Below are 22,664 nucleotides of genomic sequence, written 5' to 3' on the forward strand. Positions count from 1 at the left end.
TTTGAATTTTCCAATCAAATTAGCGAAGCGATTATTTTGCTTCCTGGTCTGCCTGGATAGCTGTTAGTGCGATGGTGTACACGATGTCGTCGACTAGTGCGCCGCGAGACAGGTCGTTTACTGGCTTGCGCATACCTTGCAGCATTGGACCGATAGATACCAGGTCTGCACTGCGTTGTACCGCTTTGTAAGTCGTGTTACCAGTGTTTAGGTCTGGGAATACGAATACTGTTGCCTTACCTGCTACTGGAGAGTTTGGCGCTTTCGAAGCGGCAACGTTTTCCATGATAGCTGCGTCGTACTGCAGCGGGCCGTCGATTACTAGATCCGGACGTTTCTCTTGAGCGAGTTTGGTTGCTTCACGTACTTTATCAACGTCTGCACCCTTACCAGATTCACCAGTAGAGTAAGAGATCATTGCAACGCGTGGATCGATACCGAATGCTGCTGCTGAATCAGCAGATTGAATAGCGATTTCAGCCAGCTGTTCAGCTGTTGGATCCGGGTTGATTGCACAGTCACCGTAAACCAGTACTTGATCAGGCAGAAGCATGAAGAATACTGAAGATACGATAGATGCGTTAGGTGCTGTTTTGATGATTTGGAACGGAGGAACAATAGTGTTCGCTGTCGTGTGAACCGCACCAGAAACCAGGCCGTCTACTTCATCGTTTTCAAGCATCATAGTGCCCAGGAATACTGAATCTTGCAGCTTCTCACGTGCTACAACTTCAGTCATACCTTTCGCGCCACGTAGCTCAACCAGACGAGCAATGTAGTTTTCACGGATAGCATCTGCATCAATGATTTGGACACCGGCACCTAGCTCAACACCTTGTTGTGCAGCAACGCGACGGATTTCTTCAGGGTTACCCAGAAGCACACATTCTGCAATGCCACGCTCAGCACAGATAGCCGCTGCTTTCACGGTACGTGGCTCATCGCCTTCAGGAAGAACGATGCGCTTGCCAGCTTTGCGAGCGAACTCAGTTAGCTGGTAACGGAATGCTGGTGGGCTCAGGCGACGTGAACGCTCTGAACCTTCGGTCATGGATTCAATCCAGTTACCGTCGATGTGGCCGGCAACGTGGTCATTGATGAACTCGATACGCTCTTTGTCGTCTGCCGGTACTTCCAGGCTAAAGCTCTGCAGGTTCAGAGATGTCTGCCAGGTGTTACCTTGTGCTTTAAAGATAGGCAGGCCGGTTTCAAAGGCTGGTTTACACAGGTTTGCGATCTCGCTAGGCAGATCGTAGCCACCGGTTAGCAGAACTGCACCGATCTCTACGCCGTTCATTGCTGCCAGAGATGCCGCTACGATAACGTCAGGACGATCAGCAGACGTCACCAGCAGAGAGCCAGGCTTGAAGTGCTCAATCATGTGCGGCAGAGAACGCGCACAGAAAGTGATGCTCTTGATACGGCGAGTGTTAATATCACCTTGGTTGATGATCTCAGCGTTAAGGTGTTCTGCCATATCGTTGGCACGTGTCGCGATCAGGTCGATGTTCCACGGTACGCAGCCAAGTACACGAATCGGAGAGGTGTTGAAGATCTCCATTACTTTCATTTCGCTTTGCTGAGCGCTGTCTGCATCGTCAAAGATGTCAGAAAGGTCAGGGCGAGTACGGCCTGCTTCATCAACCGGAGCGTTCAGTTTGTTGATAATAACGCCGGAGATGTTTTTGTTCTTGGTACCGCCGAAGTTAGAACATGCAACTTCGATACGCTCTTTCAGCTGTGCAGGATTGTCTGTACCTGGTGTGGCAACTAAGACAATTTCTGCGCCTAGTGTCGCGGCAACTTCCGCATTCACCTGGTTGGCAAATGGGTGTTTACGGGTCGGAACCAGACCTTCGATAAGGGTAACGTCTGCGTCTTGGTTGATTTGGTTGAAACGCTCTACGACCGTTTCCAGCAACTCATCCATGTTGTCGTTACCGATCAAGCTTTCTGCAATCGACATTGTCATCGGCTCACCGATCTTCATATCGCTGTTTGCGCCAACGATGGTTGAAGTCAGATCAGGCTGATCACCGCCGCTGCGCGGCTGACAAATTGGCTTGTAGAAAGAAACCTTAACGCCTTTGCGCTCCATAGCGCGAAGCACACCCATGCTTACACTGGTCAGACCAACACCAGCACTTGCAGGGATAAGCATAATAGTACGAGACATTCGTGGAGTACCTTTAGCTATTTGGATAAAAGCTTAACTGCGTATTCCTAGCGAAACTAAGAATAGGAGTTAAGCCCCTGGGAGAGAACACCGGCTGACGGGGACTTGGGACAAGCTTCGCCAGCCGGTTAGATTAATTAAAGACCTGTCAGGCGTGCAGTGTCTTCAGCAATTACTAGCTCTTCGTTAGTAGAGATAACCATTGCAGGGATACGGCTGTTTTCAGTCGTGATAACGCCTTCACCGCCGAAACGAGCTTTAAGGTTAGCTTCGTTATCAACTTCAATACCGAAGATACCCAGACGGTTTAGAACCATTTCACGGATCGGGCCAGAGTTCTCGCCGATACCGCCAGTGAAGACGATAGCATCCAGACGACCTTCTAGTGTTGCAGTGTAACCTGCAACGTATTTAGCCAGACGGTGGCAGAATACGTCCATTGCTCGAGTTGCTTCTTCTTTTTCGCCGTAGTTGTCTTCAACGAAACGGCAGTCAGAAGTAACGCCGGTCAGACCTAGCAGGCCAGACTCTTTAGTGAACATAGTGTTGATTTCATCAACGCTCATGCCTAACTTGTCGTGTAGGTGGAACATAACTGCAGGATCCAGGTCACCACAACGTGTGCCCATTACCAGGCCTTCAAGAGGAGTCAGACCCATAGAAGTGTCTACAGATTTACCGTTCTTGATTGCACATACCGATGCGCCGTTACCCAGGTGACAGTTGATGATGTTTACTTCTTCAACTGGCTTGTTAAGGAGACTTGCAACTTCGCGAGTAATGAACAGGTGAGAAGTGCCGTGAGCACCGTAGCGACGGATGCCGTGCTCTTTGTATAGGTTGTATGGAAGAGCGTACAGGTATGCTTCTTCAGGCATGGTTTGGTGGAAAGCAGTATCAAACACAGCAACATTTTTTAGTGCCGGGAAAGATTTTTTCGCTGCTTTGATACCAATGATGTGTGCTGGGTTGTGAAGCGGAGCGAAAGTAGCAGCGTCTTCGATACCTTTTAGCACATCGTCAGTGATAAGTGCAGACTGAGTGAACTGCTCGCCGCCGTGTACCACGCGGTGACCGATTGCACCTAGGTTCTCAGAAAGCTCTGGCTTGGAAGCAAGAATAGTTTCTACCATGAACGCTAGTGCTTCTTCGTGTGCTGCACCGTTACCTAATTGGGCTTCGTGTTTGCCGTCAAGTTTCCACTTGATACGTGCTTCAGGAAGGTGAAGACACTCAGCAAGACCTGATAGATGCTCGTCGCCGTTCTCGGCATCAACAACAGCAAATTTAAGAGAAGAACTACCGCAGTTTAAAACTAAAACTAGCTTAGACATGTATGACTACCTGTTATTCGTCTGATAAAAAAATCAGTTAAGGATGAAAATTAATCACAAGAATAGCCGAAGGCGTAAAGACTGCGTACTAATCCTGGTCAAAAAAATGCTTTAATTCCGTATAAACAATAGTGATGAACCCATTCACCACTATGGCGCAATCCGTGCAGATAGGGTTCTCAAAGTTGCTTAAATTGTAAATAACGGCAACAATGAGATTGAGGGCCTGCAAAGGATAGCGATAATGGCCAATGATAACAAAAATATTTTGAAAGAATATTAACTTTCATCAATTTTTTGCGTCTAAAGTTGAAATGTTCAACTATTTTTTAGTGAGAGAGCGGTATGAGTAATAAAGTCGGATTGATCCATAGCCTGAAAGACGGCCAGCATTACATGGAGATATGGCCGATCCGTAAAGAGCTGAATGCCATATTTCCTGAGCAGCGTATTATTAAAGCGACACGTTTTGCGGTGAAGCTGATGCCGGCTGTTGCCGCAATTAGCGTGCTGACCCAAATGGCGTTCAATAACTATCAGGCACTGCCCCAGGCGATCGTTATTGCGTTGTTTGCTATCAGCCTGCCCTTGCAGGGATTTTGGTGGCTCGGCAACCGTTCCAACACCAAGCTGCCACCGGCACTGGCCTCCTGGTATCACGAGTTACATCAAAAGATCACCGAAACTGGCTTCGCGCTCGAGCCGGCTAAGGCAAGACCCCGTTATAAAGAATTGGCAGTCATTTTGAACCGTGCGTTTCGTCAGCTGGACAAAAGCGCATTGGAACGCTGGTTTTAGGCAAGCTGGTATATCGCCGGACGACGAACTTACACTATTCCAACCCCTTCCCCCGATAGGAGCCTGTGCGCTGAGGTGCTCCTGTTACCTTATTGTTCTGATATGCAGTCTTCTCATATGCTGTGCCACCACTTGGTGAACGGCCCTTCGGGCGTTAGGTAGTGGTGATGTCTGGCTGGCAGCAAAGCAATCTGCGACCACAAATGTTGTCTTGTTGTTAAATCTCTCTTTTCATTACTGTAATTTACAGGTAATAATGAGCAACAGATGCACAAAAAGTGCACAGGACAAACACGACATCCATCCGCCTCTCCCCACAGCTGAAGTTCTGCAATGATCTCAGTGACCGGGGCCAAGGACGACGATACATCAAGGAGCTATGATGAACATAAAAAGCGTAGTTACGACCGCCGTATTGGGCGTGTCAACTCTATTTACTTCCAGCGCCGTTTTCGCCAAAACCGTGACAGTTTCCGTTTCACAGATTGTTGAGCACCCGGCGTTGGATGCAACCAGGCAGGGCTTGCTTGATGGCCTGGCAAGTAAGGGCTATGAGCAAGGAAAAAATCTTGAGTTTGATTATAAGACCGCTCAGGGTAACCCAGCGATAGCCGTTCAGATCGCACGCCAGTTTGTTGGTGAAAATCCGGATGTTCTGGTGGGGATCGCGACACCGTCTGCGCAAGCGCTGGTTTCGGCAACACGCTCAATTCCCGTGGTGTTTACGGCGGTTACTGATCCGGTTGGGGCGAAACTGGTGAAATCGATGACTCAGCCGGGGAGTAATGTCACGGGTTTGTCCGATCTTTCTCCGGTTGCTCAGCATGTGGATTTGATTCAAGAAATCATCCCGGGGGTAAAAAATATCGGTGTGGTGTTTAATCCGGGAGAAGCGAACGCCGTAACCTTGGTGGCGCTGCTTAAACAGAGTGCTGCCGCAAAAGGCATTAATGTGCTTGAAGCAACGGCACTAAAGAGTGCGGATGTGCAATCGGCGACTCAGGCGATTTCGGCAAAATCTGATGTGATCTATGCACCAACCGATAATACTGTGGCCAGTGCCATCGAAGGAATGATTGTTGCTGCTAACCAGGCGAAAACGCCGGTCTTTGGTGGCGCCACCTCTTATGTGGAGAAAGGGGCGATTGCCAGTCTTGGTTTTGACTACTATCAGGTCGGGGTGCAAACCGCAGACTATGTGGCGGCCATTCTTGAAGGTCAGGCCCCGGGAAAACTGGATGTCAAAGTCGCCACTGGTTCTGATCTGGTGATTAACCAGGAAGCTGCGAGTAAGCTGGGTATTAGCCTGCCAGATTCTGTGGTACAGCGCGCCACGAGCGTGAAGTAAATCTCATCCGGGGCGGCTGCGCCGTCCCGATTTATGCAGAAAGGAGTCGTTATGTCTGCATTTGCTTTTTTTGGTGCGCTGGAAATTGGTTTGCTTTATGGGTTGGTTGCGTTAGGGGTATACCTGACTTTCCGGGTGCTGGATTTTCCTGACTTAAGCGTTGACGGTAGCTTTCCGATGGGCGCAGCGGTCGCTGCAACGGCGATTGTCGCCGGAATTAACCCCTGGCTGGCAACCGGGATGGCAATCATCGCCGGTGCCATGACTGGCTGGGTTACCGCATTTCTTGCGGTTCGGTGCGGTATTTTGCATTTACTGGCCTCGATCCTGACCATGATCGCCGCGTTTTCGATCAACATTCGGATTATGGGTAAACCAAATATCGCCTTGTTGGGTGAAGAGACCTTGCTGACCCCGTTTGAGTCCCTGGGTGAGCCGATGTTGATACGTCCGCTGGTGGTAGGGGGGATAGTGCTGCTGTCTGCGCTGTTGGTGGTGCGTTTGCTTAACAGTGATTTTGGTTTAGGTCTGCGTGCGACCGGGGTGAATGCGCGCATGGTTTCCGCGCAGGGGGCTGAAACGGCCTTTTACACTTATTTTGGGCTGGCGCTGTCAAACGGCTTTGTCGGCTTTGCGGGTGCCTTGTTTGCCCAGACCAACAGTTTTGCTGATGTAACCTCCGGCGTTGGAACCATAGTGGTCGGGTTAGCCGCGGTGATTTTGGGTCAAACCCTGATCCCCGGGCGTAAAATATGGGTCGCGGTGTTGGCCGTGATTGTTGGGTCGGTGTTGTACCGTCTGGCAGTGGCGTTTGCGCTAAGTTCGGGCATGTTTGGTTTACAAGCATCAGACTTAAATCTGGTTACTGCGCTATTAGTCGCGGTTGCTTTGATTGCGCCGAAGCTGAAAAAGCGTTTGCTCGCTAAGCAACGCCTGTCTGCGGCGGCGCAGACTGGCAAAAATAGTGACTCGGGGGCGGCGTTATGATCCAACTTAATGATATTCAGGTTACGTTTAATCCGGGTACGGTATTAGAGAATAAAGCGCTGACTGGTGTTTCACTCGAAGTACCGCAGCATCAGTTTCTGACGGTCATCGGTTCGAATGGGGCGGGCAAATCAACCTTACTCGGTGCCGTGACCGGAGAAACATCGATGGTTGGTGGTAGTGTGATTATTGCAGGGCAGGATGTAACCCGCCAGACGGTAGCCCAGCGTGCGTCGCAATGTGCTCGGGTGTTTCAGGATCCGTTGGCCGGAACTTGTGGTGACTTAACCATTGAAGAGAATATGGCACTGGCATATATGCGCGGCAAGCGCAGAGGCTGGCGATTAGCACTGTCATCACAGCGACGTAAGTTATTTCAGGAACGCATCAGTATTCTTGGCCTGGGTTTAGAAGACCGGCTTGGTGACAATATTGGCTTGCTTTCTGGTGGCCAGCGTCAGGCGGTCAGTTTGGTGATGGCGACGTTATCAGAGAGTAAGTTGTTGCTGCTGGATGAGCACACTGCAGCCCTCGATCCGCGCATGGCCGCGTTCATCATTGAGCTGACCAAACGCATTGTCAAAGAGTTTAATTTAACCGTAATGATGGTGACCCATTCGATGAAGGACGCACTTGCGTGTGGTGACCGTACGGTAATGCTACATCAGGGCGAAATCGTATTGGATGTTGCTGGTGAGCAAAGGGAAAGTATGCAAGTTTCTGATTTATTGGAAATGTTCTCAAAAGTACGTGGTGAAGCGCTTACGGATGACAGTCTTCTGCTTAACTAGTCGCCGGGTTTGATTGCTACGCCTACCAAGCGTGATTCTCCTCGCGGAATTTTAAACCCAACTAATTTCGTGGGGAGGATTTGCCTTACGTGGCTCTCGGTTAATATAGTTGCATATTACCCAACCAAGAGCCTTTGCCATGTCCCTTCCATTTATTTTTCATAGCCAGACTCAAGATGGCCTGAGTGTCGATGTTGATCAAATTACGGTTGTCTTAAAAACCGAAGCCATCGCTTTTGATGAGGTTTATGTCCGTTGTGAACCCGACAATGAAGAGTACCTTATTCCGATGGAGTGCTGTGGTAATAGCGGGGAGCTTAGTCTCTGGAGAGCCACCTTCAAAGCGAACCACGATAGGGACATTACCCACTATGTGTTTAAGTTACTTTACGGTGGACAACAGTATTGGTTAGATGGCCGGGGAGTGCAAAAGCGCATGCCTGCCAAAGAATATCATTTTAAGCTCAATAGCGAACAGCAGCCTCCTGAGTGGGTACAGCATCAGGTTTTTTATCAGATTTTCCCCGATCGTTTTTGTGCCAGCCAAACCACGACCCAAATTAAACACCGCTACGCCAGCTACGATAAGCACGCATTAGTCAAAGCGTGGGGAGAGGCAGTTGGCAGCCACAGTGACACCGGGGCGCGTGAGTTTTTTGGCGGGGATCTGGTTGGAATTGAGAGCAAGCTTGGCTATCTGGCCGAGCTAGGGGTAACTGCGCTTTACTTTAATCCGCTGTTCCAGTCACCCAGCAACCACAAGTATGACACCACTGACTATTTTACGATTGACCCTATGCTAGGTGATAACCAGCAGTTTGCCCGCTTGTGTGACGCAATCCGTGGCCGAGGAATGAGAATTGTACTCGATGCGGTGTTTAACCACACCTCTGCCCATCACCCTTGGTTTGATATTGACCAGAAAGTGCAGGGAGCTTACGGTAATCCGCAATCTGAATACCGTGATTACTATTTCTTTGACGGTGACAGTAATCGCTATATTGGCTGGAAAGGCATAGGCAATCTGCCAGTCCTGAACTTCAAAAATCAGCAAGTCCGGGATTACATTTATCAGGGTGACAATGCGGTGATTAAACACTGGCTTAGACCGCCCTATTTGATTGATGGCTGGCGTTTCGATGTGATTCACATGCTGGGGGAAGGCGAAGGGGCGAAGAACAATGCCCATTATGTGCAAGCCTTCCGCCAGGCGACCAAATCCGTCAATTCTGAGGCGTATGTGTTAGGTGAGCACTTTTTTGAAGCATCGCAATGGCTTCAGGGCGGCCAGGAGGATGGGGCGATGAACTACTATGGTTTTGCCCATCCGGTACGTGCGCTGCTTGCCAAGCAGGATATCATCTATGACCCTATCGATATCACCGTCACCGAGTTTAAAACTTGGCTTGATGAAGCCAGAGCGAAAATTCCGTTTGTGAATCAGCTGTCACAGCTCAATCAACTAGACAGTCATGATACCGCCCGTTTCCTGACGCTTGTGGGCGGCGATAAGGCGAAAGTACAACTGGCGCTGGCACTGTTGATGACTTACGTCGGTACGCCGTGTATTTATTATGGCAGTGAAGTGGGACTCGAAGGTGGCCTGGATCCGGATAATCGTCGTTGTTTTCCGTGGGAGAAGGTTGCCACGTCCGGCTGGCTGGAAATTTACAAGCAGTGGATTGCCATCCGCAAGCAACACCCGGCGCTGCAATCGGGCAGTTTTCAGTGGTTGTCCTGTAGTGATCACTATTGCGCCTATGCAAGGCAACTTGGCGATCAGACGGTCGTGGTGGTGCTGAATTTCAGCAACCGGGATACCGATGTTGAGCTGCCGCTGTGGCAGTTAGGCGTGAGTTCAGGCTGGATGCACCGCTTGGATGAGGAAGGGGTGGATTTACGGGTTGAACGTACGCTTAATGTCGGGATGGCGCCGATGAAAGTTGCGCTTTGGCGGATAGAGTGAGGATGGGCCGGATAAGACTGGCTGTGCGTTGTAATGTGACTGACAGAGTAAGACGTCATCTGCAGTGAGCAGGGGAAGCAGGTTGTGACAGGGTGATGGTTTTCCCTGTCACATATCAGCCAGTCCGGCTAGGCGACTTCTGTGGTATTGAGTTGAATCTGGTCGCGATAGCGCTGGATATGCTCAACAATCGGAGCGGCTTTATTAAAGGTCCGGATCTCGCGGAATAGCTCGGCGGCTTGCGGGTAGGCCTGGCGCAGGTAGGCGAACCACTGCTTGACCCGGTTAGGGTAATACAAGCCTTTATCACCTTTCATTTCGAACTCCGAGTAATAAATCAACAGTTCCACCACTTCCGGCCACGCCATCGGCTGATGGTTGTATTTGACCATATTGCCCAAGTTAGGGATGTTAAACGCGCCGCGGCAGACCATAAGGGAGTCCACCCCGGTGGTTGCGATACAGCGTTGGCCATCTTCATAGTTCCAGATCTCGCCGTTGGCAATCAGCGGAATAGTGAAACGCTCTCTGATCTGGCGGATGTAGTCCCATTTGATTTCAGATGCCTTATAGCCACCTTGCTTGGTGCGGGCATGGACGGTCAGCTCATCGGCGCGGGCTGATTCTATCGCGTCGACAATCTCGAAGCAGTCTTGCGGGTTTTCCCAGCCGAGACGGATTTTCGCACTGACCGGGATATTGTCCGGTACCGCTTCCCGGCAGGCTTTAACCACCCGGTGGATCAGCTCTGGGTGCTGTAACAGTGCTGCGCCGCCTTTACTTTTGTTGACCAGTTTAGCCGGGCAGCCAAAGTTCAGGTCAATGCCCTGTGCTCCCAGTTCTGCGGCTTTTACCGCATTTTCGGCCATCCAGTCAGGATCCTGCCCGAGCAGTTGAACATGTACCGGTACACCTGGCTTGGTTTGCGAACCATGCAGGAGTTCCGGGCATAGGCGATGAAAAACATGATCAGGTAAAAGCTGGTCGATAACCCGGACAAACTCGGTGACACACAGATCATAGTCGTTTATTTCGGTCAGGATCTGACGCATTAAATGGTCTAACACGCCTTCCATCGGGCCTAATACAACTCGCATAACTCGCCTATTTTCCTGGGTGATATTAAGGGATGGCGATTGTAGCGAGGTCGTCGGTGTTTGTCATTAAAAGAGTCAGGAGCTTTGGGGGCGAACAAGGCTGCACCTTGTCGCTACTTGGGTATATAATGCTGGCAAATTTAAGCGGAACCCGGTTTCATGCAATATACACTGATTGAAAAAGGTGATGTTCAACTTGATGAGTCACCACTGTTTATCGAAGGCGCGGTACTAGCCGCGAATCTGACCACTAAACCACTTGCGCCGGAATCCTGGCTCGAGCCATTATTGGGCGAGGGCTATGCAGCGATCCAGCCTGAGGTTGAAGCGCAGATTCACAAACAACACAATGCCATCTTGCGCGGTGAATACACGGCATTGTCGCTGACCCGGAATGAGGCCGAGCGGCTGGCTGATTTCGCGGAAGGATTTATGTCGGTTTGGCCGATGCTTGAAGAGCAGTGGCAAGATGCAGAACTTAATGACGGCCTGCAGCGCATGCTTCAGGCGTTGCTGACCACAATGATGTTAGCGATCGACGAACCGCAGACCCAGCAGCAGATGCGTGATGCCGGTATTGACAATCCGCCGTCGTTGGTTGATCTAGCCGAACAGTTGGATCTGATGATCAATGAAGTGGCGTTAGGCGCGGACGAACTGATGGTGGGGAACAAGTCGCAAAGCCTTAACCCGTTCAAAGGCGTCGGGCGCAATGATGCCTGCCCGTGTGGTAGTGGCAAAAAATTTAAGCAGTGTTGCGGCCAATAGTCGCCTGCCCACTTGTGAGAAAAATGCCGACTTAAAGTCGGCATTTTTGATCGAGGTTTAGCGAATCGGGTTACGCGGCCGAGTGCGGAAAAACTGGGCGATGACGATAAAGGTAAGCGCAATCAGGTTACCGGCAAAAATTACCACTAACCATTGCGGCATAGACAGGGTCAAAAACTGCCAAACGATTTTACTGCAATCGCCATATGCCTCAAACATCCACGGTGCCCATTGGTTGAGAGGAGCCCAGCTTGGAAACGTCACAAACAGATCACAAGTGGCAAAAGGTGACGGGTTGAACTGGTAATCAACATGTTGCATCGAGAGTGCCAGCCCTTTATAGGCGCTCGCTCCCCACACTGCCAAACCAAGCCAGCGGAAAAAGGGGTTGGCGGGGGCAATTAGGCCAATCATGGCTGCCGCGCCGATACCAAGCATTGCCACGCGTTCATAAATACACATTACGCATGGGGCTAACATCATTACGTGCTGGAAAAAGAGGGCGCAGGCTTCAAAGAAAATGATAAAGAGAAGCAACAGCAGCCAAGATAGACGTCCTGTCGAAAATTGCTTGAGAGAGGAAAAAATGGTCACGGCTCATGTCCTGTATGAAAATAAAAAGCTCTGAATACTCAGAGCTTTTTATCGCGTATTGGTTCATTTCGCAACACTAAACTTAGTGTCCGCCGGATACTGCCTGTGTAGCTGTGCCAACATGATGAGAAATCCAACCTGCATCGTAAAACGAGGCGGTCATCGGCTCAAGTAAGTAGACAATGCCAAACAGACCTACCAGCGCCAGTACCACAGTGTATGGCAGGGCCATCAGTACCATTCTTCCGTAAGAGAGACGGATTAACGGGGCCAGTGTCGAGGTCAACAGGAACAGGAATGCAGCTTGTCCGTTCGGAGTTGCAACCGAAGGCAGGTTAGTACCGGTATTGATCGCTACTGCCAGCATATCAAACTGGTCACGTGTGATCAGCCCTTCCATCAGTGCGGTTTTGACTTCGTTGATGTAAACCGTACCAACAAACACGTTGTCCGATACCATTGACAGTAATCCATTGGCAACGTAGAACATGGCCAGCTGTGTACCTTTATCTTCGACTGCCAGTACCGCATCGATGACCGGTTTAAACAACTCTTGATCGATGATCACAGCGACAATCGAGAAAAACACCGCAAGAAGTGCGGTAAATGGCAGTGCTTCTTCAAAGGCTTTACCCAATTGGTGCTCTTCAATGATGCCAGTGAAAGCAGTCGCCAAAATGATCACCGACAGACCAATCAGGCCAACCGCAGCGACGTGCAGCGCCAGGCCGACAATCAGCCAAACGGCAATGATGCCCTGAATCCATAGTTTGGCGACATCCTGGTTGGTACGTGTTTTACGTTCTTCCCGGTCAAAGTCGACCAGAATTTGGCGTACGTTGTTAGGGAGTCTTACGCCGTAGCCGAAAATTTTCAGCTTTTCAACCAACACACAAGTTAGCAAACCGCAGAAAAATACCGGGAGTGTCACCGGAGACATGCGGATCAGGAACTCACCAAACAGCCAGCTGGCCTGGTCGGCAATGATCAGGTTTTGTGGTTCACCCACCATGGTTGTCACGCCACCCAACGCCGTACCAACACCGGCATGCATTAGCAGCGAGCGTAAGAATGCACGGTAGTTTTCTAAATCGTCACGGGTCAGTTCGGTGATCGAATCGTCTTTGGTGTGATCGTGATCGCCAATGGGGTTACCAGAAGCCACTTTGTGGTAAATCGCATAGAAGCCAACGGCAACGCTAATTACAACAGCAATAACGGTCAGTGCGTCTAAGAAGGCAGAAAGAAATGCTGCCGCGAAACAGAACGCCAAAGACAACATTGATTTCGAGCGGATACCCAACAGAATCTTGGTGAAGATGAACAACAGCAGGTGTTTCATGAAGTAAATACCTGCCACCATGAAGATCAGCAGTAACAGTACTTCAATATTAGCCACCAACTCATGTTTCACCTGACCTGGACTTGTCATCCCAATCGCTATCGCCTCGATAGCCAATAAGCCACCGGGTTGAAGTGGGTAACATTTTAATGCCATCGCCAGCGTGAAGATAAATTCCGCGACAAGCAACCAGCCGGCAATGAAGGGGTCAACTAGAAAAAATACGATTGGGTTTACAATAAGGAAAGAAATAATGGCAACTTTGTACCAATCAGGCGCTTTACCAAGAAAGTTCTTAATAAAAGCGTTTCCGAGCGATATCGGCATGGTAAATCTCTTTATAACTAAATTATGAATAGACACTAGAATTTAGTACTTAAGCTTCTGCTTGTTTAGACTTATTCTCTAGTCTTTTAAAACAATAACTTAGAAAAACAACAATCCTTTGCATTTGTTGTAGTTTTGCCAAGTTACTTCCCCTGAAACTTAAGCACCGCTCATTTTCGATCGCAACTCTACACGGAGACACTTAATAGTCAACAACTGTACGTGATAGTCCTGACACGTTGCTAATTTTTATGCCATGATGCGATCAATTCGCGGCTACTATACCACGAAAAGCATAAAAAATGTCATCTAGGATCTTAATTACACGTCAGTCAGGAAAAAATACACATTAACAAAGTTTTTTGAGATTAGAATACAAATTTATTTTGCATATTATAATTTCAAAAATGTGACGCATCAGGCTTTATTTTTTGTGACTTTGTGAGCGGTTAAATAGAAGCAAAGTACGAGTTTTGTGGATTTAGTTCCAAATTGAGACTTTATAAAAGCTTGTATGCAATATAGAGTATTAACTCTATATTGAGAATTCGTTTCATTTTCGTGAACGTAAATTTTCGCAATTCACGAAGTAGTGGTATGATGAGTCACATCGACCCTAAAGAAATCAGTATTGGATAAATAACAGAATGGTCATAAAGGCTAAAAGCCCTGCGGGTTTCGCAGAAAAGTACATTATCGAAAGCATTTGGAATGGTCGTTTTCCGCCAGGTTCAATTCTGCCGGCCGAGCGCGAGCTGTCAGAGCTGATTGGTGTGACAAGAACGACATTGCGTGAAGTGCTGCAGCGTCTTGCTCGCGATGGTTGGTTGACAATTCAACACGGTAAACCAACTAAAGTGAATCAATTTATGGAGACATCCGGGCTGCATATCTTGGACACCTTAATGACGTTAGACGTCGATAACGCCAGTAACATTGTTGAAGATTTGTTGGCTGCGCGTACCAATATTAGCCCTATTTTTATGCGCTATGCATTTAAAGCCAACAAAGAGAACTCAGAGCGCACGATCAGTAACGTGATTGAGTCGTGTGAAGCGTTGATTAGCGCTGAATCATGGGATGAGTTTATTGCTGCTTCTCCATATGCGGATAAGATTTTACAGAGTGTCAAAGAAGATAACGAAAAAGACGAAGCTAAGCGTCAGGAAATCCTGATTGCTAAAACGTTTAACTTCTATGATTACATGTTGTTCCAACGTTTAGCATTCCATTCTGGTAACCAGATTTATGGTTTGATCTTTAATGGTTTGAAGAAACTGTATGATCGAGTGGGTAGCTACTACTTCTCGAATCCAGCTTCACGGGAGCTGGCAATGAAGTTCTATCGCCAGTTGCTAGACACTTGTCAGACTGGGCAGCGTGATCAGTTGCCGATCGTCATCCGTCACTACGGTATGGAAAGTGCGTTGATCTGGAATGAGATGAAGAAACAGCTGCCAACCAATTTTACTGAAGATGACAGTTAACCGCGAATTGGCGTAAAAGTACAAAACCGCAGGCTTGCCTGCGGTTTTTTATTTTCAGTTATCAGGCGATAGATAGCCTGGGTAAGGGAATATACAGGCTTTCAATGATGTCCGATAATAAGTGGTCATAAGTATTGAAAATCGCCAGAGAAATGTCTGAGGTAATGTCATATAACTCCTCCTCCCCCAGTTCAGCCTCATTTTCCACGTACTCACTTAAGGCTTGGATGGAGTGACTACACATTGGCGATGCGATGCTAAGCGGGCTGATCACCGCAAGCTGATTCAACCTATGCAGCATCACAGAAGCGTAATGCTGCATGCGCTCCTTGCCGGTATGATCGTGCCGGTTAGGTATACCAATGCGTAGTTGGGTTAGTGTCTCGAGACTGTCGATCACCGTTTGCCAGTTGATATGATATTCGTCGTGCAGTTCGTCGCGTTGCGCCATTGCCAGCCAGGCCAGTGTGACTTCATCCATCAGATACAGGGTATGACGGATCAGTTTGCCGTGTTCCATCTGATTTCGTGCAACACTGTTATTGCTCCACTTTTCCAGTAGCTTTTTGATTTTTAGCTGTAGTACACGATACATGGTGCGGTTTTCTAACTTGGATGTTTCAACCAACAGATGCAGTTTATTGGTCAGTGCCTGGCGTAGCTGTTCCAGTTCTTTATCGTGATTTTGCTGGTACTTTAACGAATAGTGGCTTACGGCACGGTGGCGCCGACAAAGATGGGCGACATCACGCAATAGCGTTAACAACTGATATTGGCGTTCGTGCTCTTGCTCGCGTTTGGAAGCGAAATGATAAATTGCTGCCAGTATTGCAACAGATACCAGTGTTGAGATTAAAACAAACATAACCAACTCCTTGTTAGTGTTTTTAACCTAGCCTTAAGTCAGGAGCAGGTTTAATGCCAACTAATTAATCTATATTAAACAATGGCTTGTGTATTGAGTGTTCAACTAGTTGCTTTGTTTTGGTGCATAAAGTCACCAAATGTGTGAGTAGGATAAAAAAATCCCCGCCGAAAGGGCGGGGATCTTGCTGAATCAGGTCGCGATGTAAAGTGAATTACATTACGCGCATACCAGGTTGAGCGCCTTCGTGTGGCTCAAGGATCCATAGGTCACTGCCACCAGGGCCGGCGGCCAGGATCATGCCTTCAGACATACCAAACTTCATCTTACGCGGTTTCAGGTTGGCTACCATTACCGTTAGCTTACCTTCCAGGTCTTCAGGTTTGTACGCTGACTTGATGCCAGAGAACACCTGACGGGTTTCACCGCCGATGTCGAGTTGGAATTTCAGCAGTTTGTTGGCTTTTGGTACTTCTTCACACGAGATGATACGAGCAATACGCATATCTACCTGAGCAAACGTATCAAACTCGATCTCATCTGCGATCGGGTCTTTGCTAAGCTCAGTTTCAGTCTTGGCCGCTTCGGCTTTCTCTTTCGCTGCCATTTCTGCCGCTGCATCTTCTTTTGATGCTTCAATCATCGCTTCGACGTTTTTAGGGTCGATACGGTTGAACAGCGCTTTGAACTTAGTGATCTCGTGACCAGTTAGCGGCGTAGCGATACCTTCCCACGTCAGTTCTTCATTTAGGAATGCTTCTGTGCGTGCAGCCAGAGCAGGCATTACTGGTTTCAGGTAAGTCATCAGAACGCGGAACAGGTTGATACCGACAGAACAGATTTCTTGTAGTTCCTGATCTTTGCCTTCTTGTTTTGCGACAACCCAAGGGGCTTTTTCATCAACGTATTGGTTGGCTTTGTCTGCCAATGCCGTGATCTCACGGATTGCACGGCCGAACTCGCGAGTCTCAAATAGCTCTGCGATGCGGTCTGCTGCTGCAACGAACTCGTTGTACAGTTCAGGCTCTGCGAAGTTTTCAGACAGTTTGCCTTCGAAACGTTTAGCGATGAAGCCTGCATTACGAGATGCCAGGTTAACAATCTTGTTTACTACGTCAGCGTTAACACGTTGAGTGAAGTCTTCAAGGTTAAGATCCAGGTCATCGATACGGCTGTTGAGTTTCGCTGCGTAGTAGTAACGCAGACACTCTGGATCTAGGTGCTGCAGGTAAGTGCTTGCTTTGACAAACGTGCCTTTAGACTTCGACATTTTCGCCCCGTTGACGGTTACGTAGCCGTGGACGAAGACGTTGTTTGGCTTGCGGAAACCAGAACCGTCCAGCATTGCAGGCCAGAACAAGCTGTGGAAGTACACGATATCTTTACCGATGAAGTGGTAAAGCTCTGCTGAGCTGTCTTTCTTCCAGTACTCGTCGAAGTCTAGATCGTCGCGTTTGTCACACAGGTTTTTGAAAGAGCCCATGTAGCCGATAGGCGCATCCAGCCATACATAGAAGAACTTGTTTTTTTCACCGGGGATCTCAAAGCCAAAGTATGGCGCATCGCGTGAGATATCCCATTGTTGCAGGCCAGATTCGAACCATTCCTGCATCTTGTTCGCTGTTTCAGTTTGTAGTGAGCCAGAGCGAGTCCACTCCTTTAGCATGCTTTCAAACTGTGGCAGGTCGAAGAAGAAGTGTTCTGAGTCTTTCATTACCGGAGTTGCACCAGAGACTGCAGACTTCGGACTGATCAGCTCTGTCGGGCTGTAAGTTTCACCACAGTTGTCACAGTTGTCACCGTATTGGTCTTCAGACTTACACTTAGGGCAGGTACCTTTTACGAAACGGTCCGGCAGGAACATCTCTTTTTCAGGATCAAACAGCTGAGAAATCGTACGGCTGGAAATGAAGCCGTTTTTCTTCAGCTCCAGATAGATGTGTGAAGCCAGTTCACGGTTCTCTTCTGAGTGTGTGCTGTGGTAGTTATCAAAGCTGATATCAAAGCCAGCGAAGTCTTTCTGGTGTTCTTCACTGACTGCGGCAATCATCTCTTCAGGAGTAATACCCATCTGTTGCGCTTTAAGCATGATTGGCGTGCCGTGAGCATCGTCAGCACAGATGAAGTTTACAGTGTTGCCACGTAGGCGTTGGTAACGAACCCAAATGTCCGCTTGGATATGCTCAAGCATATGGCCAAGGTGGATCGAACCGTTAGCGTACGGAAGGGCACAAGTTACCAGCAGTTTCCTTGAAGGAAGGTGTCTTGGATCGTTTGCCATACTTAATATTCGCTTTTCTTGATAGGTATAAAAAAATTTTGATGGATAATACTACCCCATGAGCTCATTAACTCCAAGGCATCAAACCATGGATTGCCTTAGTTTTTTTGGGGTTCTTCCTTGTGCCACGCAGTGCTAGGATGAGAGGTATTAAGGAGGAGTTATGCATCCATTCACTTCAAAACAAGATTTTTGTCATTGGTTTAACCAGTTTCAGCACCCACAGTTGGTGGAAAACTGGGCTGATCTTCCGGGCATTGTGTCGATTCCTGCCGAAGGTGGGGTGAAAATTACCTTGCCGTTCGCCAGCAGTGAACTGCGCAATACACTGAGTGAGTGGGTGGCGCATCAGCAATCCTCTGGTCAGGTTGCGGCTTTTCCGCTGCATATCGAACAGAGAATCAAAGCGCTGGATACCCCTGTTTCAGGCCGGGTCAAAGGGGTGAAGAACATCATTGCGGTGAGTTCAGCCAAAGGGGGAGTCGGTAAATCGACGACAGCGGTGAATCTGGCGTTGGCCATAGCCAGTTCCGGTGCAAGAGTCGGGCTGCTCGATGCGGATATCTATGGCCCGTCGGTCCCGATCATGCTTGGTCAGGAAGAGGCGAAGCCCGAAGTGCGTGACGGCAAATGGATGACGCCGATTAAAGCGCACGGTATCTATACGCACTCGATTGGTTATTTAGTGGATAAATCCGAGGCGGCGATCTGGCGCGGCCCGATGGCATCGAAAGCACTAATCCAATTACTTACTGAAACCGACTGGCCGGAGCTGGACTACTTGGTGATGGATATGCCCCCCGGCACAGGTGATATACAACTGACACTATCGCAACAAATACCGGTGACCGGTGCGGTTATCGTCACAACGCCGCAAGACTTAGCATTGGCCGATGCACGTAAAGGGGCCGCGATGTTCCAGAAGGTACAGGTTCCGGTGATTGGTGTGGTGGAAAACATGAGTTATCACATTTGTAGTCACTGCGGGGCAAAAGAACACATCTTTGGTGCGGGCGGCGCGGCATCCATGGCGGAAGAGTATGGTTTAGCCCTGTTGGGGCAAATTCCGTTACATATCGCGATGCGTGAAGATATTGATGCCGGAACTCCTACCGTAATAAGAAGGCCCGGCAGTGAGCATGCCGGGTATTACACCAGCTTGGCAGACCAAGTGTGCAGTACCATGTATTGGCAAGGCAAAACTAAGCCAGACGTGATTAATTTTAAGATGCTCGACTGATTGGTGGGCATCCTTTGGTCGATTATTGTGCAGGTAAACGTTTGCCTGGAGTTTAATGCTTTGTTTGTGGAGAAAGTTACAAGCAAACGCTAAATTCCAGCTAGTATCTCAAGGGTGAACTCCCTATAATCAGGCAGTTTATCTTTTTATGTGACTATAAAATCATCATCGGGTGCAAACTAATGTCTGATAATAATCAATGCGTCATCGTCGGTATTGCTGGCGCTTCTGCTTCTGGAAAAAGTCTGATCGCGAGCACGATCTATAACGAGCTACGCGAAAAAGTGGGCGATCATCAAATTGGTGTAATTACGGAAGATTGCTACTACAACGACCAAAGTCACTTAAGTATGGAAGAGCGTGTCAAGACGAACTACGACCACCCGAACGCGTTGGATCACGATTTGCTTTGTGACCATCTGGAAAAACTGGGTCGCGGTGAAGCAGTTGAAGTGCCCGAGTACAGCTATACAGAACATACGCGTACCGACAACACCACAACAATGACACCGAAAAAGGTCATTATTCTGGAAGGCATTTTGTTGCTGACAGATCCGCGCCTGCGCGAATTGATGCATGCGACGGTGTTTATGGATACGCCATTGGATATCTGCCTGCTACGCCGGGTTAAGCGTGATGTTGAAGAGCGCGGCCGTACTATGGAATCGGTACTGAAGCAGTACCAGCAAACGGTTCGACCAATGTTTATGCAGTTTATTGAACCTTCTAAACAATATGCAGACATCATCGTTCCGCGTGGTGGTAAAAACCGGATCGCGATCGATGTATTGAAAGCCCATATTGCAAAACTTTTGAAAGCATAACGTCGAATCTACGCTTAAACCTTTATTTTTGATTGAAGAAGTGGCACTTTAGGTGCCACTTCTTTTTTTGTTTTCAAATTAGTTAGTTAATAAAGAATGCGCTAGAGGGAAAGGCTTTTATATAATTGTCCGGCCAGGCGCAGTCTTGGCTATTATTATTTGAAAACCCTGGGCAAGGAAAACTCAATGAAAAAACTGCTCTTGATCCTCGCTATACCGCTAGCGGCACTCTTTGTACTGATTGTGGCACTGATGATTTTTGTTAACCCGAATCAGTTTAAGCCCCTGATTGTCGAACAAACTCAGGCTCAAACCGGCCTTGAACTGGTCATCGATGGTGACATCAGCTGGCAATTTTTCCCCTCGATTGGTTTGGAGTTGGGCCGTACCGAGTTGAGAAACCCGCAAGGCTTTAGCCAGCCCAACCTGTTTACCGTTGACACGGTAGGGGTTGATGTGTCGGTAATGCCACTATTGAGCCAACAACTGAACATCGGTAATGTTACGTTAGATGGGGCGAAGTTCTATCTTGAAACCTTAACGGATGGCAGTAAAAACATTGATGCCCTTACCCAGGCCCAGACAGAGCAAACCCAAACGCCTACTGAACAAGTGCCGGTCCAGCCAGCAGAGTCCACCGCTGCTGTCTCAGACTGGACCATCAACCTGGCTGGCATAACCGTGTCTAACGGTTCACTGGTTATACAGAACCAGCAAACCGGAAGTGCGCTTCGGTTGTACGACATCGCACTGAACCTTTCTCAGTTTGCGTTTGATAGCTGGACGAGTGTGGACTTCGGTATCAAGGGGGAAATGGATGAGCAAAAATTCACTGCGCAAGGTAAAGCGGATTTCAAACTGGCAAAGGGTTTAGCCAGTTATGGGCTCAAAGCTATCCAGTTTGATGCGACTTATACCGATCCAACCAATCAGATTGACTCCGCAACTATTGGCCTGGACACGTTTGAGTTCGACAAGGTGAACAACCTCAGCTATGCACTTAACGGTGTTGCTGGTGGCATGGCTCTTGACATGCAGGGTGGCGGCGCGTTAAGCGTTGACAGTGCCGTTAGTACCATCGAACTCAATGCGCTGACATTAGCGGCACGTTTTGAAGGGAAAGCCTTGCCACAGTCCCCCATGCGGGTTGATATGGCGTCAGACCTGACGTTTGATCTTAGCAAAAATCACCTGAGTTTTGTGCTCGAGCAGCTGACAGCAAACGCCATTGCACTGGATGGTAAAGCGGATGTCACTTTGGCTGATATCCCCAAAATTCGCTTTGCGCTGCACAGTCCGAACATCGATCTCGATGATTTCCTTGGCTTAAATCAGCCAGCCGGTGACAGTGCTACGGCATCTGAAGGTGAAAGCCGTCCCAAAGCGGAGGAAGTAGAACCGGATCTGTCAGCGCTGAAAACTCTGGATGTCAAAGGTGACATCACCATTGATAAATTCAAAGCGGCAAACGCCAAAATGCAAGCTGTGAAAGCCAGTTTTGCCATCAACCGCGGCGTCTTTGATTTGACCGCTTTCTCCTCGCAATTGTATAACGGTAACATCAGTGCGACTGCACAGCTGGATGCACGCAAGTCACCGGCAACGTATCGTGCCAAGAAGACCATCCGTGGTGTACAGGTTCAACCATTGTTGGTTGACGTGGCAAATAATGATAAGCTGGAAGGCACGGGTAACATCGATATTGATGTGCGAGGAAGCAGCCTGACGCCAACGGGCATGAAAAAGAATCTGACCGGTAGCGTGGTGATCAACTTTGCCGATGGTGCGGTTAATGGGATTAATATCGCCCAGCTGATCCGTGAGAATTACGCCAAATTTAAAGGCCAGCAGTTAGAAGCCGCTGAGCAGGTGAAGAAGACCGATTTCAGTGCTATGACCGCCACAATGAAGCTTAACAAAGGGGTGGTATCGACGGACAATTTGCATGCCCAGTCACCATTGCTGCGTGTGCGTGGTAAAGGGAAAGCGAACTATCTCAATGAGACGGTTGATTTCACCATCAGTACTTCCATTGTTGGCTCGTTAGAGGGACAGGGCGGTAAAGATATCGATGAGCTCAGAGATGTCACGATTCCTATCAATGTCTCCGGTCAATGGGCAGACCCAAAATTCAAACTGGTTTTTGATGACGTGCTTAAGCAAAAGGCACAGAAAGAGATCGATCGCGGCGTCGAAAAGCTGACTGACAAGATCAAAGATGAAAAAACCAAAAAGGCCGTAGATGGGTTGCTGAAGAATTTGTTTAATTAATCCATTTGACTGACAGATTCCAGAAGCTTAAGGGTTGGCGTTAGCCCTGTCTCTTGATCACAAGTTTTGCTAATCAAGAGACATTGCTAACTCGTAGCCCTCAAGGATGGTTTGTAATTTGAACCATCCTTCCCATAACACTTTTATTGAGGCCCGCCCTGTTCGTTT

17 protein-coding genes are annotated in these 22,664 nt (G+C 48.6%); 10 read left to right on the forward strand and 7 right to left on the reverse strand.

Annotation, left to right across the window (positions count from 1 at the left end):
- Window positions 1-31 precede the first annotated feature (31 nt).
- Window positions 32-2,176: a phosphate acetyltransferase gene (gene pta, locus P2G85_RS09240; protein ID WP_275863806.1), complete on the reverse strand. Its 2,145-nt coding sequence runs from the start codon at window positions 2,174-2,176 to the stop codon at window positions 32-34.
- A 137-nt stretch (window positions 2,177-2,313) separates the two neighbouring features.
- Window positions 2,314-3,510, reverse strand: coding sequence for an acetate kinase (locus P2G85_RS09245; RefSeq protein ID WP_275863807.1), 1,197 nt, complete (start codon window positions 3,508-3,510; stop codon window positions 2,314-2,316).
- A gap of 345 nt (window positions 3,511-3,855) precedes the next feature.
- Between P2G85_RS09245 and yfbV the strand changes: the two genes are divergently transcribed.
- The 5 genes from yfbV (at window position 3,856) to malZ (ending at window position 9,400) form a co-directional block, all read left to right on the forward strand.
- Complete coding sequence (gene yfbV, locus P2G85_RS09250; protein ID WP_275863808.1) at window positions 3,856-4,308, forward strand: terminus macrodomain insulation protein YfbV; 453 nt, start codon at window positions 3,856-3,858, stop codon at window positions 4,306-4,308.
- 382 nt (window positions 4,309-4,690) lie between these two features.
- The gene (locus tag P2G85_RS09255; protein WP_275863809.1) at window positions 4,691-5,656 is read left to right on the forward strand and encodes an ABC transporter substrate-binding protein; all 966 of its coding nucleotides are present in this window, start codon (window positions 4,691-4,693) and stop codon (window positions 5,654-5,656) included.
- 51 nt (window positions 5,657-5,707) lie between these two features.
- A complete protein-coding gene (locus P2G85_RS09260; RefSeq protein WP_275863810.1) occupies window positions 5,708-6,643 on the forward strand; it encodes an ABC transporter permease in 936 nt (311 codons plus the stop codon).
- Window positions 6,640-7,434 (forward strand): ABC transporter ATP-binding protein, encoded by a 795-nt coding sequence (locus tag P2G85_RS09265; protein ID WP_275863811.1) that lies wholly within the window; start codon window positions 6,640-6,642, stop codon window positions 7,432-7,434. The genes P2G85_RS09260 and P2G85_RS09265 overlap by 4 nt, the downstream gene beginning before the upstream one ends.
- Before the next feature lie 139 nt (window positions 7,435-7,573).
- Window positions 7,574-9,400 carry a maltodextrin glucosidase gene (gene malZ, locus P2G85_RS09270; protein WP_275863812.1) on the forward strand — a complete coding sequence of 609 codons (1,827 nt, stop codon included), beginning with the start codon at window positions 7,574-7,576 and terminating at the stop codon, window positions 9,398-9,400.
- 128 nt (window positions 9,401-9,528) lie between these two features.
- Here the strand turns inward: malZ and dusC are convergent, their stop codons facing one another.
- Window positions 9,529-10,497 (reverse strand): tRNA dihydrouridine(16) synthase DusC, encoded by a 969-nt coding sequence (gene dusC / locus P2G85_RS09275; RefSeq protein WP_275863813.1) that lies wholly within the window; start codon window positions 10,495-10,497, stop codon window positions 9,529-9,531.
- A 159-nt stretch (window positions 10,498-10,656) separates the two neighbouring features.
- Here dusC and P2G85_RS09280 point away from each other — a divergent pair, with 159 nt between their 5' ends.
- The gene (locus tag P2G85_RS09280; RefSeq protein WP_275863814.1) at window positions 10,657-11,265 is read left to right on the forward strand and encodes an SEC-C metal-binding domain-containing protein; all 609 of its coding nucleotides are present in this window, start codon (window positions 10,657-10,659) and stop codon (window positions 11,263-11,265) included.
- A gap of 57 nt (window positions 11,266-11,322) precedes the next feature.
- On the opposite strand, the gene dsbB is transcribed toward P2G85_RS09280, so the two are convergent.
- Entirely contained in the window at window positions 11,323-11,859 is a 537-nt protein-coding gene (gene dsbB, locus P2G85_RS09285; RefSeq protein ID WP_275863815.1) for a disulfide bond formation protein DsbB, read from the reverse strand.
- Window positions 11,860-11,941: 82 nt separating this feature from the next.
- Entirely contained in the window at window positions 11,942-13,528 is a 1,587-nt protein-coding gene (gene nhaB, locus P2G85_RS09290) for a Na(+)/H(+) antiporter NhaB (RefSeq protein ID WP_275863816.1), read from the reverse strand.
- Between the two features lie 647 nt (window positions 13,529-14,175).
- Between nhaB and fadR the strand changes: the two genes are divergently transcribed.
- Entirely contained in the window at window positions 14,176-15,015 is an 840-nt protein-coding gene (fadR, locus tag P2G85_RS09295; RefSeq protein ID WP_275863817.1) for a fatty acid metabolism transcriptional regulator FadR, read from the forward strand.
- Window positions 15,016-15,076: 61 nt separating this feature from the next.
- Here the strand turns inward: fadR and P2G85_RS09300 are convergent, their stop codons facing one another.
- Entirely contained in the window at window positions 15,077-15,880 is an 804-nt protein-coding gene (locus tag P2G85_RS09300; RefSeq protein WP_275863818.1) for a hypothetical protein, read from the reverse strand.
- A gap of 214 nt (window positions 15,881-16,094) precedes the next feature.
- Window positions 16,095-18,161, reverse strand: a complete 2,067-nt coding sequence (metG, locus tag P2G85_RS09305) for a methionine--tRNA ligase (protein WP_275863819.1) — start codon at window positions 18,159-18,161, stop codon at window positions 16,095-16,097.
- A gap of 163 nt (window positions 18,162-18,324) precedes the next feature.
- On the opposite strand from metG, the gene apbC reads away from it, so the two are divergent.
- From apbC to P2G85_RS09320, 3 genes are all read left to right on the forward strand, one after another.
- Entirely contained in the window at window positions 18,325-19,401 is a 1,077-nt protein-coding gene (gene apbC / locus P2G85_RS09310; protein ID WP_275863820.1) for an iron-sulfur cluster carrier protein ApbC, read from the forward strand.
- 182 nt (window positions 19,402-19,583) lie between these two features.
- The gene (gene udk, locus P2G85_RS09315; protein WP_275863821.1) at window positions 19,584-20,225 is read left to right on the forward strand and encodes a uridine kinase; all 642 of its coding nucleotides are present in this window, start codon (window positions 19,584-19,586) and stop codon (window positions 20,223-20,225) included.
- A gap of 186 nt (window positions 20,226-20,411) precedes the next feature.
- Window positions 20,412-22,496: an AsmA family protein gene (locus P2G85_RS09320; protein WP_275863822.1), complete on the forward strand. Its 2,085-nt coding sequence runs from the start codon at window positions 20,412-20,414 to the stop codon at window positions 22,494-22,496.
- Window positions 22,497-22,664 lie beyond the last annotated feature (168 nt).

The sequence above is a fragment of the Vibrio sp. CAU 1672 genome, from assembly GCF_029223195.1.
GTDB lineage: Bacteria > Pseudomonadota > Gammaproteobacteria > Enterobacterales > Vibrionaceae > Vibrio.

Excerpts from the sequence above, each read along its gene's own strand:
- P2G85_RS09265 (WP_275863811.1), top strand. The coding sequence starts at position 6,640 with ATGATCCAACTTAATGATATTCAGGTTACGTTTAATCCGGGTACGGTA.
- P2G85_RS09260 (WP_275863810.1), top strand. The coding sequence starts at position 5,708 with ATGTCTGCATTTGCTTTTTTTGGTGCGCTGGAAATTGGTTTGCTTTAT.
- yfbV (WP_275863808.1), top strand. The coding sequence starts at position 3,856 with ATGAGTAATAAAGTCGGATTGATCCATAGCCTGAAAGACGGCCAGCAT.
- P2G85_RS09280 (WP_275863814.1), top strand. The coding sequence starts at position 10,657 with ATGCAATATACACTGATTGAAAAAGGTGATGTTCAACTTGATGAGTCA.
- P2G85_RS09300 (WP_275863818.1), bottom strand. The coding sequence starts at position 15,880 with ATGTTTGTTTTAATCTCAACACTGGTATCTGTTGCAATACTGGCAGCA.
- dusC (WP_275863813.1), bottom strand. The coding sequence starts at position 10,497 with ATGCGAGTTGTATTAGGCCCGATGGAAGGCGTGTTAGACCATTTAATG.
- apbC (WP_275863820.1), top strand. The coding sequence starts at position 18,325 with ATGCATCCATTCACTTCAAAACAAGATTTTTGTCATTGGTTTAACCAG.
- udk (WP_275863821.1), top strand. The coding sequence starts at position 19,584 with ATGTCTGATAATAATCAATGCGTCATCGTCGGTATTGCTGGCGCTTCT.
- malZ (WP_275863812.1), top strand. The coding sequence starts at position 7,574 with ATGTCCCTTCCATTTATTTTTCATAGCCAGACTCAAGATGGCCTGAGT.
- pta (WP_275863806.1), bottom strand. The coding sequence starts at position 2,176 with ATGTCTCGTACTATTATGCTTATCCCTGCAAGTGCTGGTGTTGGTCTG.
- P2G85_RS09255 (WP_275863809.1), top strand. The coding sequence starts at position 4,691 with ATGAACATAAAAAGCGTAGTTACGACCGCCGTATTGGGCGTGTCAACT.
- P2G85_RS09320 (WP_275863822.1), top strand. The coding sequence starts at position 20,412 with ATGAAAAAACTGCTCTTGATCCTCGCTATACCGCTAGCGGCACTCTTT.
- nhaB (WP_275863816.1), bottom strand. The coding sequence starts at position 13,528 with ATGCCGATATCGCTCGGAAACGCTTTTATTAAGAACTTTCTTGGTAAA.
- metG (WP_275863819.1), bottom strand. The coding sequence starts at position 18,161 with ATGGCAAACGATCCAAGACACCTTCCTTCAAGGAAACTGCTGGTAACT.
- fadR (WP_275863817.1), top strand. The coding sequence starts at position 14,176 with ATGGTCATAAAGGCTAAAAGCCCTGCGGGTTTCGCAGAAAAGTACATT.
- P2G85_RS09245 (WP_275863807.1), bottom strand. The coding sequence starts at position 3,510 with ATGTCTAAGCTAGTTTTAGTTTTAAACTGCGGTAGTTCTTCTCTTAAA.